This is a genomic window from Pseudomonas sp. FBCC-B1667 (assembly GCF_059133255.1).
Genome location: NZ_CP101437.1, coordinates 3,045,427 through 3,062,984, shown reverse-complemented (window position 1 = coordinate 3,062,984; position 17,558 = coordinate 3,045,427). Strand labels below are relative to the sequence as shown.

Annotated in this window: 17 protein-coding genes; 10 read left to right on the top strand and 7 right to left on the bottom strand. The window is 61.2% G+C overall.

The window, feature by feature from the left end:
- Window positions 1–40: 40 nt before the first annotated feature.
- From NL116_RS13940 to NL116_RS13895, 10 genes are all read left to right on the top strand, one after another.
- Window positions 41–394: a hypothetical protein gene (locus NL116_RS13940; protein WP_494377666.1), complete on the top strand. Its 354-nt coding sequence runs from the start codon at window positions 41–43 to the stop codon at window positions 392–394.
- A gap of 209 nt (window positions 395–603) precedes the next feature.
- Complete coding sequence (locus tag NL116_RS13935) at window positions 604–1,563, top strand: AAA family ATPase (RefSeq protein WP_027923426.1); 960 nt, start codon at window positions 604–606, stop codon at window positions 1,561–1,563.
- Between the two features lie 5 nt (window positions 1,564–1,568).
- Window positions 1,569–2,513 (top strand): DUF58 domain-containing protein, encoded by a 945-nt coding sequence (locus tag NL116_RS13930; RefSeq protein WP_494377665.1) that lies wholly within the window; start codon window positions 1,569–1,571, stop codon window positions 2,511–2,513.
- On the top strand, window positions 2,510–3,004 hold the full coding sequence (locus NL116_RS13925) for a DUF4381 domain-containing protein (protein ID WP_123436198.1): 495 nt from the start codon (window positions 2,510–2,512) through the stop codon (window positions 3,002–3,004). The genes NL116_RS13930 and NL116_RS13925 overlap by 4 nt, the downstream gene beginning before the upstream one ends.
- Window positions 2,997–4,076: a vWA domain-containing protein gene (locus tag NL116_RS13920; RefSeq protein ID WP_494377664.1), complete on the top strand. Its 1,080-nt coding sequence runs from the start codon at window positions 2,997–2,999 to the stop codon at window positions 4,074–4,076. The genes NL116_RS13925 and NL116_RS13920 overlap by 8 nt, the downstream gene beginning before the upstream one ends.
- Complete coding sequence (locus tag NL116_RS13915) at window positions 4,073–5,815, top strand: tetratricopeptide repeat protein (protein ID WP_494377663.1); 1,743 nt, start codon at window positions 4,073–4,075, stop codon at window positions 5,813–5,815. Before NL116_RS13920 ends, NL116_RS13915 begins: the two co-directional genes overlap by 4 nt.
- Window positions 5,812–7,452, top strand: a complete 1,641-nt coding sequence (locus NL116_RS13910) for a BatD family protein (protein ID WP_494377662.1) — start codon at window positions 5,812–5,814, stop codon at window positions 7,450–7,452. The genes NL116_RS13915 and NL116_RS13910 overlap by 4 nt, the downstream gene beginning before the upstream one ends.
- Before the next feature lie 158 nt (window positions 7,453–7,610).
- Window positions 7,611–8,855 (top strand): exonuclease SbcCD subunit D C-terminal domain-containing protein, encoded by a 1,245-nt coding sequence (locus NL116_RS13905; RefSeq protein ID WP_494377661.1) that lies wholly within the window; start codon window positions 7,611–7,613, stop codon window positions 8,853–8,855.
- Window positions 8,852–12,493 (top strand): AAA family ATPase, encoded by a 3,642-nt coding sequence (locus NL116_RS13900; protein ID WP_494377660.1) that lies wholly within the window; start codon window positions 8,852–8,854, stop codon window positions 12,491–12,493. Before NL116_RS13905 ends, NL116_RS13900 begins: the two co-directional genes overlap by 4 nt.
- A complete protein-coding gene (locus tag NL116_RS13895; protein WP_494377659.1) occupies window positions 12,490–13,086 on the top strand; it encodes a glutathione S-transferase in 597 nt (198 codons plus the stop codon). Before NL116_RS13900 ends, NL116_RS13895 begins: the two co-directional genes overlap by 4 nt.
- 26 nt (window positions 13,087–13,112) lie before the next feature.
- Here the strand turns inward: NL116_RS13895 and NL116_RS13890 are convergent, their stop codons facing one another.
- From NL116_RS13890 to NL116_RS13860, 7 genes are all read right to left on the bottom strand, one after another.
- Window positions 13,113–13,370, bottom strand: a complete 258-nt coding sequence (locus tag NL116_RS13890) for a hypothetical protein (RefSeq protein ID WP_494377658.1) — start codon at window positions 13,368–13,370, stop codon at window positions 13,113–13,115.
- The gene (locus tag NL116_RS13885; protein ID WP_123436189.1) at window positions 13,367–13,579 is read right to left on the bottom strand and encodes a hypothetical protein; all 213 of its coding nucleotides are present in this window, start codon (window positions 13,577–13,579) and stop codon (window positions 13,367–13,369) included. The genes NL116_RS13890 and NL116_RS13885 overlap by 4 nt, the downstream gene beginning before the upstream one ends.
- Before the next feature lie 115 nt (window positions 13,580–13,694).
- The gene (locus NL116_RS13880) at window positions 13,695–13,820 is read right to left on the bottom strand and encodes a hypothetical protein (protein ID WP_494377657.1); all 126 of its coding nucleotides are present in this window, start codon (window positions 13,818–13,820) and stop codon (window positions 13,695–13,697) included.
- A gap of 210 nt (window positions 13,821–14,030) precedes the next feature.
- Window positions 14,031–14,210 (bottom strand): hypothetical protein, encoded by a 180-nt coding sequence (locus NL116_RS13875; RefSeq protein ID WP_059180948.1) that lies wholly within the window; start codon window positions 14,208–14,210, stop codon window positions 14,031–14,033.
- A 156-nt stretch (window positions 14,211–14,366) separates the two neighbouring features.
- Window positions 14,367–15,536: a lactonase family protein gene (locus NL116_RS13870; protein ID WP_494377656.1), complete on the bottom strand. Its 1,170-nt coding sequence runs from the start codon at window positions 15,534–15,536 to the stop codon at window positions 14,367–14,369.
- Complete coding sequence (locus tag NL116_RS13865) at window positions 15,529–15,825, bottom strand: DUF5629 family protein (protein ID WP_494377655.1); 297 nt, start codon at window positions 15,823–15,825, stop codon at window positions 15,529–15,531. The genes NL116_RS13870 and NL116_RS13865 overlap by 8 nt, the downstream gene beginning before the upstream one ends.
- Before the next feature lie 148 nt (window positions 15,826–15,973).
- Window positions 15,974–17,554, bottom strand: a complete 1,581-nt coding sequence (locus NL116_RS13860; RefSeq protein WP_494377654.1) for an aldehyde dehydrogenase (NADP(+)) — start codon at window positions 17,552–17,554, stop codon at window positions 15,974–15,976.
- Window positions 17,555–17,558: the final 4 nt, after the last annotated feature.

The following is a 17,558-nucleotide window of genomic DNA, read 5'->3' as shown; positions in this document are numbered from 1 at the left end:
TTGTGCGTCTTCACCACGCTCTTCGAACCAGGAATTTCCCATGCATATGACCACCGCCCTCTTGATTGTGAACCCTTGCGATGACGAGGAAGACAACATGGCCATGCTCTGCTGCCACAGCAACGCGGGCGACATGTTCCTGATGACCCGCTACCCGGACGAAGACGAACTGGAAATCACCCTCGACGGCGAGCCTTCGACCCTGGACGGCGTGAAAGTCACCCTCAGCCCTACCCGCCTGCTGATCGAAATCGCCGCGGCGGATGCGGACGCTCTGAATGGTGATGATTCGCTGGAGATCATTCACAACACTGATGCGGCGGACCTGGTGGAAGTGGAAGAAACGCTGAAAAATATTCTCGAGGGGACCGGGACCTATCTAAGCCAGCTCTGACTATCACGGCCTCTGCCTGCTCGCGAAGAGGCCCAAAAAGAAAGGCACCACCCTCGAACCGAGGCAAACTTGAAACAATTTCAACAACCATTTCCCTTTCTTTGCACAAAATGCCGTTAGTCGCCGCCCCCCGCGATGGATTAAAGTAACGCCCCCAGCCCAAGCGTTATTCAAACGTCTTCGGCCACCTTCTCCAGGAACAGTCATCGATGGAACATCGTGAAGCGCTGCTTGCGCTGCGAACCTTTCTTTCAACGCAGATTCTCGGCCAGGAAAAACTCATCGAGCGCTTGCTCATCGCTTTGCTTGCCGACGGCCACATGCTGGTCGAAGGCGCCCCGGGCCTGGCCAAGACCAAGGCCATCAAAGAGCTCGCCGAAGGCATCGAAGCGCAGTTCCATCGCATCCAGTTCACCCCCGACCTGTTGCCCGCCGACATCACCGGCACCGAGATCTATCGCCCGGAAACCGGCAGTTTCGTGTTCCAGCAAGGCCCGATCTTCCACAACCTGGTGCTGGCGGACGAAATCAACCGCGCCCCGGCCAAGGTTCAGTCGGCCCTGCTTGAAGCCATGGCCGAGCGCCAGGTCAGCGTCGGACGCAGCACCTATGAGCTGTCGCCTCTGTTTCTGGTGATGGCCACGCAAAACCCGATCGAGCAGGAAGGCACCTATCCGCTGCCCGAAGCCCAGCTCGACCGCTTCCTGATGCACGTCAAAATCGGTTTTCCGGACGCCGCAGTTGAACGCAAGATCCTCCAGCAAGCCCGTGGTGAAGCCCTGAACGGCGAAACCAAGCCGGAACGCCGGGTCAGCCAGCAGGCAATCTTCGCCGCGCGCAAGGAAATCCTCGGTCTGTACATGGCAGACGCTGTGGAGGAGTACCTGGTGCAACTGGTAATGGCCACGCGCAACCCGGGCAAGTTCGACCCGGAAATGGCCGACTGGATTGCCTACGGCGCCAGCCCTCGCGGTTCTATTGCCCTCGACCGCTGCGCCCGCGCTCACGCCTGGCTGGCCGGCCGCGACTTCGTCAGCCCGGAAGACATCCAGGCCGTACTGTTCGACGTGCTGCGCCATCGCATCATTCTGTCCTTTGAAGCCGAGGCGGCCGGCATCGACCAGGACCGGGTGGTCCAGCGAATTCTCGACGTCGTAGCCGTCGCTTGACCCCGATGAACGCCCTACTGCCGCCCGAACCGGGCATCCGTGTCAGCCTCGCCGAGCTGATTGACATGCGCCATCGCGTGCGGGAAGTGCAGTTGTTTTCCACGCCGAGCCAGCGCAGCCCGCTGATCGGCCTGCACCACTCGAAATTTCGCGGGCGCGGTGTGGATTTCGACCAGGTGCGGGTGTATCAGGCTGGCGACGATGTGCGCACCATCGACTGGCGCGTGACCGCGCGCACCCAGGAACCTCACACCAAACTGTTCCATGAAGAACGCGAGCGGCCGATTTTCATCATGGTCGAGCAAAGTTGCCGGTTGTTCTTCGGCTCGGGCCTGATGTTCAAATCGGTGCTCGCCGCCCAGGCCGCCAGCCTGATCGGCTGGGCCGCGCTGGGCCATAACGACCGGGTCGGCGGATTAGTGTTCGGCGACAACGAGCATTACGAAATCAAGCCGCGGCGCAGCAAACAAAGCCTGCTGCAATTGCTCAACCGACTGGTGCGGGTCAATCAATCGCTGCACACCGAAACCGAGCAGAACCGAGATACCCTCAACCTCGCCCTGCGTCGGGCGCGGGAAGTGTTACGCCCCGGCAGCCTGGTGATCGTGATCTGCGACGAGCGCGCCTTGACCGAAGGTTCTGAACAACAGTTGAGCCTGCTGTCGCGCCATTGCGACCTGTTGTTACTGCCCCTTTCTGATCCGCTGGATCACGCCCTGCCCGCCGCCGGTTTGCTGCGTTTCGCCGAACGCGGTGCGCAACTGGAACTCGACACCCTCAATTTCGACCTGCGCCAGACTTATCGCGCGCAGGCCGAAGCGCGCATCGCCCGCTGGGAACTACTCGCCCAGAAGCTGCGCGTGTTGCTGATGCCGTTGAGCACTCAGAGCGAAATGGTCGAACAACTGCGCGAGTTTCTGAACCCACAGAAACCGGGGAAAGGTCGATGAGCAGCCTCGATCAATTGCAGCCGCTGATTACCCCGCCACCCATCGAATTCTGGCCGCCCGCGCCGGGCTGGTGGCTGCTGCTGTTATTGCTGCCGCTGATCGGCTTTGGCCTGTGGCGGATGCGCCACTTGGTCGTACGCAAACGTCCCATCGTGCGGGCTGAACAACCGCTGGACCCGGTACGTCTCGCCGCGTTGGCCGAACTGGCGCAAATGCCCAAGCCTTACGATGGCGCACCGGCAGGCGCCTGGCTGCAACAGCTCAATGGGTTGCTCAAACGCCTGTGCCGCAACCACTACCCCTACAGCCAGAGCCACACCCTCAACGGGCGCAAATGGCTGGCATTTCTCGACAACCGCTGCCCGGCTGCCGGCCTGACGCGCTGGATGGTGCTGGTGGAAGGCGCCTACAAACCCGAATGCAAACTCGACGACAAGGCCATCGCCGGCCTGACCCAAGCCGTCGACACCTGGATTCGCAAACATGTTTGAGTTCGCCTGGCCGTGGATCTTTGCCTTGCTGCCCTTGCCGTGGCTAATGCGCGTGTTGCTGCCAGTGGCCGACAGCGGCGAGCCGGCCCTCAAAGTCAGCTTCCTCAATGACCTCGAAGGCCTGGCCCGCCGCCGCGCCCGGGCGAACCTGCCGGCCTGGCGTCAGCAGGCACCGTTCATCCTGCTCTGGCTGTTGCTGCTGATCGCCGCCGCACGCCCGCAATGGTTGGGTGAACCGCTGCCGATTGCGGCCAGTGGCCGCGACTTGCTGGTGGCGGTGGACGTGTCCGGTTCGATGGATTTTCCCGATATGCAGTGGCAGGGCGAGGACGTCAGCCGCTTGAGTCTGGTGCAGCATTTGCTCGGTGATTTCCTCGAAAGCCGCGAGGGTGATCGGGTTGGCCTGATCCTGTTCGGCAGCCAGGCCTATCTGCAAGCGCCGCTGACCTTTGACCGGCACACCGTGCGCGTTTGGCTCGACGAAGCGCGGATTGGCATCGCCGGCAAGAACACTGCCATCGGCGATGCCATCGGCCTGGCCCTTAAACGCCTGCGCCTGCGCCCGGCACAGAGCCGCGTGTTGATCCTGGTGACCGACGGCGCCAACAACGGCGGCGAAATCGACCCATTGACGGCGGCTCGACTGGCGGCCAACGAAGGCGTGAAAATCTACCCCATCGGCATTGGTGCCAACCCGGAAGAAAGCGGCACGCTGGCTTTCCTGGGCGTGAACCCGAGCCTGGACCTCGATGAGCCGGCCCTGAAAGCCATCGCCGAAGCCACCGGCGGTCAGTACTTCCGCGCCCATGACGGCAACGAATTACAGATCATCAAAGACACCCTCGACAAACTTGAACCCGTCACGCAACAACCGACCCAGGCCCGCCCGGCCCAGGCGTTATATCACTGGCCGCTGGCGATGGCCCTTCTGCTGAGTATGCTGTTGGTGGTGCGCGAACGCTGGCCGGATAACCTGTTGCAACGCCTGTTTACCAAGGACCTGTTCTTGCAATCGCCCCTGCCTGACTGGCGCCAGCGCCTCAAACGCCTGCGCGTGCGGAGACGCCGATGAGCGTGCTCTGGCCTTTCTGGTTCCGTCCTTGGTGGCTGTTGATGTGGCCGGTGCTCGGCTGGCTGCTGTGGCAACTCTGGCACCGACAAAAACGCGCCGGCCGCTGGCAGATGATTCTGCCAGCGGCCTTTCACGCCGCACTGCTCAGTGGCGGCAATGGCCGCGACAGCAAGCTGCCGTGGGTCGTCCTCGGCCTGGCTTGGGTGCTGACCGTTCTCGCGCTATTGGGACCGAGTTGGCAACGGGTCGAACAAAACAGTCAGAAACCCGCCGACCCGCTGGTGGTGGTGCTTGAGCTGACCCCGGAAATGCTCGCCACCGACGTCGCGCCGAACCGGCTGGAGCAGGCGCGACGCAAGCTGCTCGACCTGCTTGAGGTGCGCAGCGACGCCCAGACAGCCATCATCGTCTACGCCGGCAGCGCCCACACGCTGGTACCGCTGTCGGATGACCTGTCGACCAGCCGCAACCTGCTCGATGCGCTGAAACCGTCGCTGATGCCCGAGGCCGGCCATCGCGCCGATCTCGCGGTGAGCAAGGCCTTGGCCCTACTGAGTCAAGGAGCCTTGGGCGATGGCCGGATCCTGCTGATCGGTTCGACCCTGACCGAACAGGAACGCGAAGGCATCCAAAAGGCGCTGGACGGTCATTCAACCGAATTCTTGATGCTGGGCATCGGCACCGCCGAAGGTGCGCCGGTGGCTCAGGAGGACGGGAGCTTCCTCAAGGACAGTGAGGGCGCGATTCTGGTGCCGCGCCTGGACAACTCAAGCCTCAAAGCCTTTGCCCATGACCTCGGCGGTCGCTATCGCCAGGCGCAACTGGACGACGCCGACCTGCACGCACTGGGCCTGCTGGACGGACCGCGGGCGCTGCGCAATGACGGGCAAGTGTTGCGGCTCGACACGTGGGCCGACCAGGGTTACTGGCTGATGCTGCCGCTGTTGCTGCTGGCGGCGTGTGCAGGACGGCGCGGCTGGTTGTTCTGCCTGCCGTTGCTGTTGGCGCTGCCGCAACCGAGTTATGCCTTCGACTTCGAAGATTTGTGGCTACGCCCCGATCAACGCGGCCTGCATTTGCTCAGGCAAGACCATCCGGCCAAGGCTGCACAGTATTTCGAGGACCCGCAATGGCAAGGCGTGGCGCTGTATGAAGCCGGCGACTACAGTGGCGCCGCCCAGCGGTTTGCCCAGGGCAGTGACGCCCACGCCCACTACAATCGAGGCAATGCCCTGGCCAAAAGCGGCGAGCTGGAAGCTGCGCTGGACGCGTACGAACAGGCACTGGAATTGCAACCGGATTTACGCCCGGCCCTGACCAACAAAGCGTTGGTGGAGAGCCTGCTCAAGCAGAAAAACACACCGCCGCCGGTTGAACCCGAGACCTCCGACGACGACAACAACGCACCGTCCACCGCGCAGGAGTCGCAGCCCGGTGCGACCACGCAACCGACGAGCGAAGGTGAACCGCAAACCGACGTCCAACAGACCCCACCGGACGCCGAACAACAGGCCACCGCGCCGGAGAAACCGGGCGCCAATGAGGTGCCGGGCAGCGAGTTGGGCGACGAGCAAAGCACCAAGCCGCCACCGCGTCCGATCAGCGACACGATCGAAGGCGAACAGCTTCAAGCATTGGAGCAATGGCTGCGCAAGATCCCGGATGATCCGGGTGAATTGCTTCGGCGCAAATTCTGGTACGAACAGCAACAACATCAGGATCAGGGAAAAACTCGATGACCCGCTTCACCCTCTTCATGCTTGCCCTATTGTGCGGTGCCGTTCAGGCCCAGGCAGAGGGGCTGGTTGCCAGCGTTGATCGCAGTCGCCTGAACTCTGGTGAAACGGTCGAGCTGACGCTTGAGTCCAGCGACGTCACCCAGTTCGGCAAGCCGGACCTGAGCCCGCTGGAGCCGCTGTTCGAAGTGCGCGGCACCCGCCAGGTCAACCAGTTGAACACCCTCAGTGGCGACAACCGCGCGACGACGCGCTGGATCATTACCTTGCTGCCCAAGGAAAACGGCAGCGTGACCATTGCGCCGTTGCAACTGGGCACGGCGCAGAGCCAGCCGATCACGCTGCAAGTGGTCGAGAGCGAAAACCAGGACACCGCGACCAAGCTGGCCCCGGTATTCATCGACGCCAGCCTCGACCAGAGCAGTGTATACGTGCAGGCCCAGGCGATCCTGACCTTGCGCATCTACCATTCGGTGTCGCTGTACGACGACAGCAGCCTGACCCCGTTGCAGGTGCCCGATGCGCGCATCGAACAGCTGGGCGAGTCGCGCACCTATGAAAAAGTCATTAACGGTCTGCGCCATGGCGTGATCGAAATGCGCTACGCGATCTATCCGCAACACAGCGGCGAACTGGTGATTCCGGCGCAGATCTTCAGCGCCACGCTGGTCGACACCCAGCCAGCACAGGACACCGCCGCCCAGGTGCCGAAATCCGGCAAGCTGATGCGCGTCAGCTCCACGCCGATGTTGCTGACGGTCAAGGCCAAACCCATCACCTACCCTGCCGACCTCCCTTGGTTGCCGGCTCGCAGCGTAACCCTGAGCGAAAGCTGGAACCCGGAACCGGACCACGCCCAGGTCGGTGACTCGCTGACCCGCAGCCTGATCCTCAAGGTCGAAGGTCTGGCCAGCTCGCAACTGCCGCCGCTGCCGGCCACCGACGTCAACGGCCTGCGGCGCTATCCGGATCAACCGGTACTCGGCAATCAGAACAGCGAACGCGGCCTGATCGGCAGCCGCGAAGACCGTGAAGCCCTGGTGCCTGCGCGCAGCGGTGCCATCGAATTGCCGGCGGTGGACGTGGTCTGGTGGAACACCTTCGAAGATCATCTGGAACGCAGCAGCCTGCCGGCGCGCACCCTGCAGGTCGCGAACAATCCGAGCATGCAAGTCGATACGCCGGCCGGGATGCCTCAGGTCGGTTCCGTCGCGGACAGCGAAACCCTGTGGCGCTGGAAGCTCAGCACGCTGATCCTGGCCAGCACCACTCTGCTCGGCTTCGGCCTCTGGTGGCGAGCGCGCTGGCAACCGGCGATCCTGCGAGCGACGCAGACCGGCCCGAGCCCGCGCACCGTGCTCGACGACCTCAAACGCGCCTGCCTGGCAAACGACTCCCACGCCACCCGCCAGGCACTCGACGCCTGGGCACGGCAACAACCGGAAACCCTGGCCGACATGGCCGCCCGTTTCGTGCCGCTGTCCGATGCGCTGGACGGCTTGAACGGCGCGCTCTACAGCGAAACCGGCCAGCACTGGCAGGGCGAAGAACTGTGGCGGGCGATCAAGGCGATACCGATTGCCGAGCGGGTGCAGGACCCGATGGGTGACAGCGGGTTGCCTCCCCTATACCCCAAGTAACCCTCTGTAGCAGCTGACGAGCAGCGCGAGGCTGCGTCCGGCTGCTACAGGGTTTTGGTGTCGCTGGCCACATCGAGCGTGTTTGCCAGTAAACTCCCTCCCCTTTAGCCGCCCACATTCTCTACGCGGCCATCACCTTATTTGCAACGGAGTCCGCCTTGCGTCTGTTCCACACCTCCGACTGGCACCTTGGGCAGAATCTGCACGGCCAGGAACGCGATTTCGAGCACGCCTGTTTTCTGGAGTGGCTGTTGCGCCAACTGAAGCTGGACCAGCCCAATGTGCTGCTGATCGCCGGCGACATCTTCGATACGGTCAACCCGCCGGTGAAAGCCCAGGAACGCCTCTACGATTTCATCGTCAGCGCCCACGAGCAGCAGCCGTTGCTGACCATCGTAATGATCGCCGGCAATCACGATTCCGGCTCACGAATCGAACTTCCCGCGCCATTGATGCGCCGTCTGCGCACCCATGCGCTCGGCCGCGTGCTGTGGCTGGATGACGGTCAACTGGATGCCGGACGCCTGTTGCTACCGTTACCGGATGCGAGCGGTGAGATTGCCGCCTGGTGCCTGGCGCTGCCGTTCCTGCGTCCTGCCGAAGTCACCGGCGCGCAATTGGGCGACAACTATTTGCGCGGGATTGGCCAGGTTCACGAATGGCTGATCGAAGCGGCCAACGCCAAGCGCACGCCCGGCCAGGCGTTGATCGCCATCAGCCACGCGCACATGGCTGGAGGTTCGGTCTCCGAAGACTCCGAGCGCAGCCTGATCATCGGCAACGCCGAAGCGCTGTCCGCCAGCCTGTTCGGGCCCAGCATCAGTTACGTCGCCCTCGGTCACTTGCACAAGCCGCAAAAGGTCAACGGTGAAGAGCGCATCCGCTATAGCGGCTCGCCGATTCCATTGTCGTTCTCGGAGATCGGTTATCAGCATCAGATTCTCGACGTCACCCTCGACGGCGAAACCCTGGTCAGCGTCGAACCGAAACTGATCCCCCGGGCGGTGAACCTGCAACGCATCGGCCCGGCGCCGCTGGCAGAGATCCTCCTGCAACTGGCCGACCTGCCCAACATCGATTTACTGGCCGACATTCAGCGCCAACCGTGGCTGGAAGTCCGCGTTCGCCTCGACGAACCACAACCCGACCTGCGTCATCAGGTTGAAACCGCCCTGCAAGGCAAAGCCGTGCGTCTGGTGCGCATCGCCGCCGAATACGCCGGCAACGGCAACCGTGACGGCGTCGACGACGGCACCACGCTGGTCGAACTGGACCAGCTCACGCCTCAGGAATTGTTCAGTCGCGCCTGGCAGGACAGCTACGGCAGTGAAGTCGATGAGCAAACGCTGAAGGACTTTGCCGAGTTGCTGCAAGACGTGCAGATGGAGCGCGAACAACCATGAAGATCCTCGCGATCCGCCTAAAGAACCTTGCCTCCCTGGCCGGTCCGTTTGAGATCGACTTCACCGCCGAACCTTTGGCCAGCGCCGGCTTGTTTGCGATCACCGGGCCGACCGGCGCCGGTAAAAGTACATTGCTCGATGCCTTGTGCCTGGCCTTGTTTGGCGCCGTGCCGCGTCTGAGCAATGCCCAAGTCTCCGCAAAAGCACCAGACGCCGATGGCGAAATCAGCACCGGCGACCCGCGCACGTTGCTGCGTCGCGGCACCGGCGAAGGCTATGCCGAAGTGGATTTCGTCGGCATCGACGGCCGTCGTTACCGCGCCCGCTGGGAAGCCAATCGCGCACGGGAAAAGGCTGGCGGCAAGTTGCAAGCCAGTCGCCAGAGCTTGCGCGACATCGATCAGGATCAACTGCTGGCCAGCCAGAAAGTCGAGTTCAAAACCCAGCTCGAGTCCGTATTGGGCCTGAACTTCGAGCAGTTCACCCGCGCCGTGTTGCTCGCCCAGAGCGAGTTCAGTGCCTTCCTCAAGGCCAACGACAACGAACGCAGCGAACTGCTGGAAAAGCTCACCGACACCGCGCTTTACACCCAGCTCGGTCGTCGTGCGTTCGACAAGACCAAAGAGGCGCGTGAAGCACACAAGCTGTTGCAGGACCAGGCCACCGGCGTGACGCCGCTGGCACCTGAAGCCCGGGCCGAACTGGATGAGCGCTTCAATGAAGCGCAGCAACAACTGAAGACGCAGCAGGCGCAGCTCAAGCAGCTTGAGCTGCAACACACCTGGCTCAAAGAGCTGCGCCAGTTGCAGGACGAACAACTGAGCGCCACTGAGCAATTGACTGGCGCGCAGCAGCATTGGGACAGTCAGGTCGGCGAACGCTTGAAAATGACGCGCCTGGAGCAGTTGGCCCCGCAACGGCATCAATTCGCTCGCAAAACCGAACTCAACAGTCAGCTAACACCACTGGCCCAGCAGATTCAGCAACACACGCAACATCAACAGGAACTGACCGAGCGCCAGACGCAACTCGAACAGAGCCTGAGCAGCGCCCACACCGCGCTGGCCGAAGCACAACTGCAGCACACTAATAGCGCACCGTTACTGCGCCAGGCCTTTGAAGCGCAAAGCACCCTCGCCCGCCTGGTCAAGGACACGAGCCTCAGTGCCGATCTCAAGCAGCAAGCCGAACTGACCTGCACGCAGGGTCAGAGCACGATTCAAGGTTTGCTGGACCAGCAAAAACTCGTCGCCGAACGCCTGCAACGCATCACCGCAGAGCTTGAACAAAGCGCCGCTCTGGCGCCGCTCAGCGAGGCGTGGAATGCCTATCGCGATCGCCTGCAACAGCTGATGTTGATCGGCAATCGCTTGAACAAGGGCCAGGCCGAAATAGCCGCACTGGTACTCGGCGCCACACGCGCAGAGGAAGCGTTCGCCGCGCAAAAGCAGCAGCTGGAAGTGCTCTACAAAGAGGCCGGCGCCGAGCCCGAAGCCGTGGCTGAACAAATCCAGCTGCTCGGCAATCTGCTGCAGGACAACCGCAAGCAACTGCGCGCCTTCGAAGAGCTGACACGACTGTGGACCCAGCAGCGGGAGCTGGACAGCCGTGGCATGGAGCTTCAACAACGCCTGTCGACCGCTCAGCAAGAACGGGATCGACTGACCCAGGACGGGGTAAAGACCAAGAACGAACTGACAGTCGCCGAACAGACCCTGAACGTCACCCGCGAACTGCTGGAGCGTCAGCGTCTGGCCCGCAGCGCCAGCGTCGAAGAATTGCGTGAGCAGTTGCAGGACGATCAACCGTGCCCGGTTTGTGGCAGCCCCGACCATCCTTATCATCAGCCGGAAGCGCTGCTGCAAAGCCTCGGTCGTCATGATGAAAGCGAGCAGGCCAACGCGCAAAAAGCCGTCGACCATCTGAAGGAAAAACTCACTGACTTGCGCGGTGAAGTCGGCGGATTGATCGCTCAGCAAAAAGAGCTGTTACAGCAGCAAGAGCAACTGGCGACCCAGCAACAAGCCCTGACACCAAGCCTCGACGCTCATCCGTTGTCGGCACAATTGCTGGCTCATGACACGAACAAACGCGATGCATGGCTGGCGCAGCAAAACAATCAGTTGAACCAAAGCATCACCCAGGACGAACAACGGCAAACCGCCCTGCTCGCCTTGCAACAGGACGCCGCGCGCCTCCAGCATCAACTGCGCAGTGCCGAAACGGCGAGCCAGCAAGCGGCGCAGCACTTGAGTACTCAGCAACGCGAGTTGGACAGCGACCGCCAGCGCCTGGATGAGGAACTGACCGCCTTCAGCACCCTGCTCCCGCCCGAGACGCTGGAGGCGTTGCGCAACGAGCCCGCCGCGACGTTCATGCAACTCGACCGGCAGATTGCCCAGCGCCTGGAGCAACTCGATCAGCAACGCGATGAACTGAGCGAACAGCTGCAACGTCAGCAGACCCTGGAGAAAGAACAGGACCGCCAGCAGACGCGGGTTCAGCAACTCGAAGCTGCCAAGCAGCAATTCGATGCCCTCGCCGAGCAACAGCACGCCTGTCAGCTAACCCTGACGCAATTGTTGGGCGCATACGCCAGTGCCGAGCAATGGCAGCAGCAACTCGATCAAGCGGTCGAACAGGCACGCACCGCAGAATCGACCGCCAATCAAGAACTGCAAACCGTACGCACGCGGCTGGTACAACTCGCCGCCGAACTCAAGGCCTTGCACGAGCGTTCGCAGGCACTGGAAGCCGAAGACCGCGAGTTGAGCGGCAAGATCGCCGATTGGCGCGCGCGGCATCCGGAGCTGGATGACGGTGGGCTGGAAGCGTTGCTGAGCGTCGACGACCAACAGGTCAGCGACCTGCGTCAGCAATTGCAGCACAGTGAAAAAGCCATCGAACAAGCCAAGGTTTTGTTGCAGGAGCGCGACAACCGTCTGCTCAATCATCAGGCGCAGCACAATGGCAACCTTAATGCCGAACAATTGGCCACTGCACTGTCCGAACTGCAAAGCCTGTTTGCCGCCAGCGAACATCGCTGCGCCGAACTTCGCGCCGAGCAGGCTGAAGACCAGCGCCGGCAAAACGCTAATCAGGCACTGGCGCAACAGATCGCCGACGCCTACACCGAGTTCCAGCGCTGGGCGCGCTTGAACGCCCTGATCGGCTCGGCCACCGGCGATACTTTCCGCAAGATCGCCCAAGCGTACAACCTCGACCTGCTGGTGCATCACGCCAACGTACAGTTGCGCCAATTGGTGCGCCGTTATCGGCTAAAACGCGGCGGCAGCATGCTCGGGTTGTTGGTGATGGACACCGAAATGGGCGACGAGCTGCGCTCCGTGCATTCGCTCTCTGGCGGCGAGACGTTCCTGGTGTCGCTGGCATTGGCCCTGGGCCTGGCGTCGATGGCGTCCAGTACGTTGAAAATCGAATCGCTGTTCATCGACGAAGGCTTCGGCAGCCTCGATCCGCAATCCCTGCAACTGGCCATGGACGCGCTCGATGGCTTGCAGGCTCAGGGCCGAAAAGTCGCGGTGATTTCCCATGTGCAGGAAATGCATGAACGGATTCCAGTGCAGATTCAGGTCCTTCGCCAGGGCAATGGCCTAAGTACGCTGGAGGTGAAATGAATACGCTGTATTCGTTCCGGCGCTGCCCGTACGCCATGCGTGCGCGGATGGCCCTGCGCTATTCAGGCGTTGCGGTTGATATTGTCGAGGTCAGCCTCAAGGCCAAACCCGCCGAGATGCTTACGCTGTCGAGCAAAGGCACGGTACCGGTGTTGAGCGCTGATGGACGGGTCATTGATGAAAGCCTGGCGATCATGCACTGGGCGTTGGCTCAAAACGATCCGCAGGATTGGCTGCTCCAGGATGACCCCGCCGGGCAGGCGCAGATTGCCGCCCTGATCGACGCAAACGATCAGGAGTTCAAGGTGCATTTGAATCGCTACAAGTACGCCGAACGCTACCCCGAGCAGCCGATGGAGGTTTATCGGGCGCAAGGTGAGGTGTTTTTGCGTCAGCTTAATGAGTTGCTGCAGGGGCGCGATTATTTGCTGGCGGCACATCCAAGCCTGGCGGATGTAGCGTTGATGCCGTTCGTACGGCAGTTCGCCCATGTCGATCGCGAGTGGTTTGCGCAGACACCTTATGTGCGGTTGCAGGACTGGTTACAGCGGTTTCTGGAGTCGGAGCTGTTTACCGGCATCATGCAAAAATAAGAACACCCCCTCGCCACACTGTTGGATCAGGCGAACACTTCACACATCTGCAACACCGAGCAATCCACCTGGAATGGCCCGAAGAAATCGAGCTGGCGCTTGATCGGTGGATTGCCCGCCAACAGCCCCATCGTCTTCTGCGTTTCAATATTGCGTGCAAGGTTGTGATTGGCTTCTATCGACCGGGCCACGGAACCGGCCGAGCCTTGCCCGATGCCCAGCAACGAAGCGCCGTTGGTGATGAACGCCAGAAAGGCGATTACCCAGAGTTTGCGCCCTTTCATGCTCCGACCACTCCCGCCAGTTCTGCGTGATCGACCACGACGTCTTGTGCGCGGTGTTCGAACTGGATGGCGGGATAGGCGACCTGAATCGGTGCGTCCACGGTGTGTTGCGATTGAGCCGAAAGGCTGACGACCAACACCATCGCCACGTATAGACCGATGGCCAGGTAGGCGCCGTGTTTGGCAGAAGTGAGTATTGAGCTGGCCATGGTGTTCTCCGTGGGCATGTTTCGATGCCCACAGAATCAATCAAAAAAGCCGTGGCAACCACTCAGGGTTTTCCATAGTGTCCATCAGCTTCGTTGATCATTAAGCCAGTCTATTTCAGTCTTCGATAAAACTCATCATGCGCTCACGGGCCGCGTCCGGCTCGTCTGGAACGGGCTGAACGTCCGAAAGAATGGGGGTGGAATAGAGGAAAAGAAGAACCACTGCCAGACGCATCGCCATGCTGTCGATCCTTGTTATTAGAAAAGGAGTCAAAAACTCAGCGTCGAATCTAGACTCGTGGCCATGTGATATCAAGCCAGGAATCGATGGCAATGTGATGCTGTCGTAAACGCGTTATGCAGGAGCGACATCACTCAGGTTTCTCAAAGCTGTTCAGCCTGATCGACGCAAGTGACTTCGCTCCTGCATAAAAGGTGCAGGGCTGGAATTTCAGGCTTGGGTTTTGTGATCCAGTGCAGCGTAGAAGTTGGCGCTCTGTTGCAGGTATTTCTGGGTGTAGCTCTGGGCGTGGGATTTTTTCTCGCTGATTTCAACGTTGGCGCTGGCTGGCAGAGCAACGGTGGCGGAGATGGCGGAAGCGGCGATTACAGAGAAGAGATTGAAGTTCATGGCGGTATTCCTCGGATTCAGTTGGCTTGCTTGCCCGGTGGGGCCGTGAAGCAAACTTAACCTTCGAGGGTCCGCGTCTTGAAATGCTTTGTAGCATTAGCAGATATCAGCTTCATTGATAGAAGGATGCAGGCCCCTTGTACCGGGGCCTGCGGCCTATTGACGCAGCATGAACTTGAGGTCGCTCGGTGCGTCCATCGGCAGCTTTTGCACGGTTTTACCCAGCAAGCCGGTCTTGGCATCGCGTTCGACGACGACAATCTGGTTGCTTTTCTGGTTGGCAATCAGCACGAACCGGCCACTGGGGTCGAGGCTGAATTCGCGCGGGTGGTCGCCTTCCACGGAGCGTCGTTGCAGTTCCTTCAGGTGGCCAGTCGCAGGGTCGATGGCAAATACCAGCAACTGATTGGCGGTGCCACGATTGCTGACGTAGAGAAATTTGCCATCCGCAGAAGCATGCAGCGCTGCCGCTGCCTTATCGGACACGGGCTGGCCCGCCGCGAGGTCAACCCTCTGCGTTTGCTCCAGTGCGCCGTCCCTGTAATCGAACACGGCCACCTGCGCACTCATTTCCATGGTCAGCCAGGCATGCTTGCCATCGGCGCTGAACAGCAGATGACGCGGCCCGCTACCCGGTGGCAACTGCACCGATGCCGGTTGGGCTGGCGTCAATGGCAGTTCCGGGTTGGCCTTGGGGTCGAAGCGATACACAAAGACCTTGTCAGCGCCCAGGTCATTGGAGAACACGTACCGACCGTCTGGCGAGGAAATCGTCGAATGCACATGCGCCGACATCTGCCGCTCGGGATTGACCCGACTCGATGGATGACTGCTCATCTGCACCACCGAGTTGAGTTTGCCGTCAGCGTCTACCGGCAGCACCGCAAGGGTGCCACCCGGATCTTCCACCACCGAGTAGTTGCTGACGAACAGATGACTGCCATCGCCGCTGAGGCTCGAATGAGTCGGCTCGTTGCCCAGGCTCTGCACCTGATTGATCAGGCTCAGGGCATGGGTTTTGGGATCAATGGCATAACTGCTGACGCGCCCGACCGGATCTTTCTGCCCTGGACCGTTTTCGTTGACCACGAACAGCCTGCGCTGATCCTTGGACAGGGTCAGCCAGGACGGATTTTCACTCTTGATCACTTGCAGTGGCGTGGGGTTGATCTGTCCGGTCGAACTGTCGAAGCTCAGGCGATAAATGCCCTGACTCTGCCCCGCGGTGTAGGACCCCACCAGCAACTGATAGTCCTCGGCCGAGGCGACCTGAGCGCCCATCGCGCCGATACTGCCGGCCATTAACAGAGGCCAGATTTTACGCATCCTCATGCTCGTCGTCCTCGTCGTCACCGCCGCCGAATGCCTCCGTACAAACCAGACGATGCTCGCCGGAACTGCCGGTGATCAGCCAGCTTTGCAGGTCTGGATCGAAGGTCGCGGCCTCAACTTCGGCCGGGGTGAACTCCCAATGCCTGGACACACGACCGTCGATGCATTCGATGTGCAGGTTGTCGTCTTCATCGAGGGAAAATTCGAATGCGTGCAACCCGTCGATTTCCACCATGTCGCAGTGTTCGAGGGTGTTGAGCAAAGTGTCGGCTTGGGCAGTCATGGCAATCAATCTTTGAATGGGAAAGACGCAATGATAGCTCAATGTGCTTGCAGCCCAATGCCGAACACAAAACTCCGACACAACACCAAACCACTGTGGGAGCGAGCTTGCTCGCTCCCACAGGGTCCGTTTCCGGCTGTTAGGGCTGTTAGAGGGCTTCTCTGGACGGCTGCCCATCCACCAACCGCTGGATGCGCAGCGGATTGCCATTCTTCAACGCGTCCGGCAGCAGGCTGTCCGGGTAGTTCTGGAAGCACACCGGGCGCAGGAAGCGGTCAATTGCCAAGGTGCCCACCGATGTGCCGCGCGCATCGGACGTCGCCGGGTACGGTCCGCCATGGACCATCGAATCGCACACTTCCACACCGGTCGGATAACCATTGAGCAGAATGCGCCCGACCTTTTGCTCCAGCAGCGCCGTCAGTTCGCCGAATTGTTCAAAGTCCGCCGGATCACCAATGATCGTCGCCGTGAGCTGGCCATGCAGCCCGTTCAGTGCGGCGCTCAGTTGTGCCTGATCAGCCACTTCCACCACCACCGTGGTCGGACCGAACACCTCTTCCTGCAAGACTTCATCGCCCTTGAGCAACAGGTTGACGTCTGCCTTGAACAGCTGCGGCTGAGCCTGATTGCCCTTTTGCGCATTGCCCGCCAAGTGCGAGATGCCCGGGTGCGCGAGGAGTTTTTCCAGGCCTTTGCCATAGCTGCTCAGGGTTCCGGCATTGAGCATGGTTTGCGCCGGCTGATCGTTGATCAACCACGCGACCTGCTGCACGAACGCGCTGAACTGCGGCGAACGAATGCCGATCACCAACCCGGGATTGGTGCAGAACTGACCACAACCTTGAACCACCGACGCTGTCAGGTCACGGGCGACCGTTTCAGCGCGGTTCTGCAACGCCTGCGGCAACACGATGACCGGATTGATGCTCGACATTTCCGCAAACACCGGAATCGGTTGCGCGCGTGCCGCGGCCATGTCGCACAACGCGCGACCGCCCTTCAGCGAACCGGTAAAGCCGACGGCCTGAATTGCCGGGTGCTTGACCAGCGCTTCGCCGACCCCACCTCCGTAGATCATGTTGAACACGCCCGCGGGCATGGCGGTTTTTTCTGCAGCGCGCAGGATCGCGTCAGCTACCCATTCGGCCGTGGCCATGTGACCACCGTGAGCCTTGAACACCACCGGGCAACCGGCTGCCAGCGCCGAAGCGGTGTCGCCGCCCGCCGTCGAGAACGCCAACGGAAAGTTACTGGCCCCGAACACGGCGACCGGGCCGAGACCGATGCGGTACTGACGCAGGTCCGGACGCGGCAGTGGCGTGCGCTCGGGTAATGCTTTATCGATCCGCGCACCGTAAAAATCACCGCGCCGCAGCACTGTGGCAAACAGGCGCATCTGGCCGCTGGTGCGACCGCGTTCGCCTTGAATACGCCCGGCAGGCAGCGCGGTTTCGCGGCAGACCACAGCGACAAACTCGTCACCCAGCGCGTCCAGCTCATCGGCAATCGCGTCGAGAAATTGCGCACGACGTTCCGCGCTCAAGCTGCGATAGGCCGGGTAAGCCGAAGCGGCGGCCTTGGCGGCGGCGTCTACTTCATCAGGGGTGGCCTGGTAAAAATCGTGCGGCAACGCTTCGCCGGTGCTGGCGTCGATGCTCTGGAGTTTGAGTGCGCCAACAGCGCTGCGCTGGCCACCAATGTAGTTATGTCCAAGGATCTGGGTCATGCAT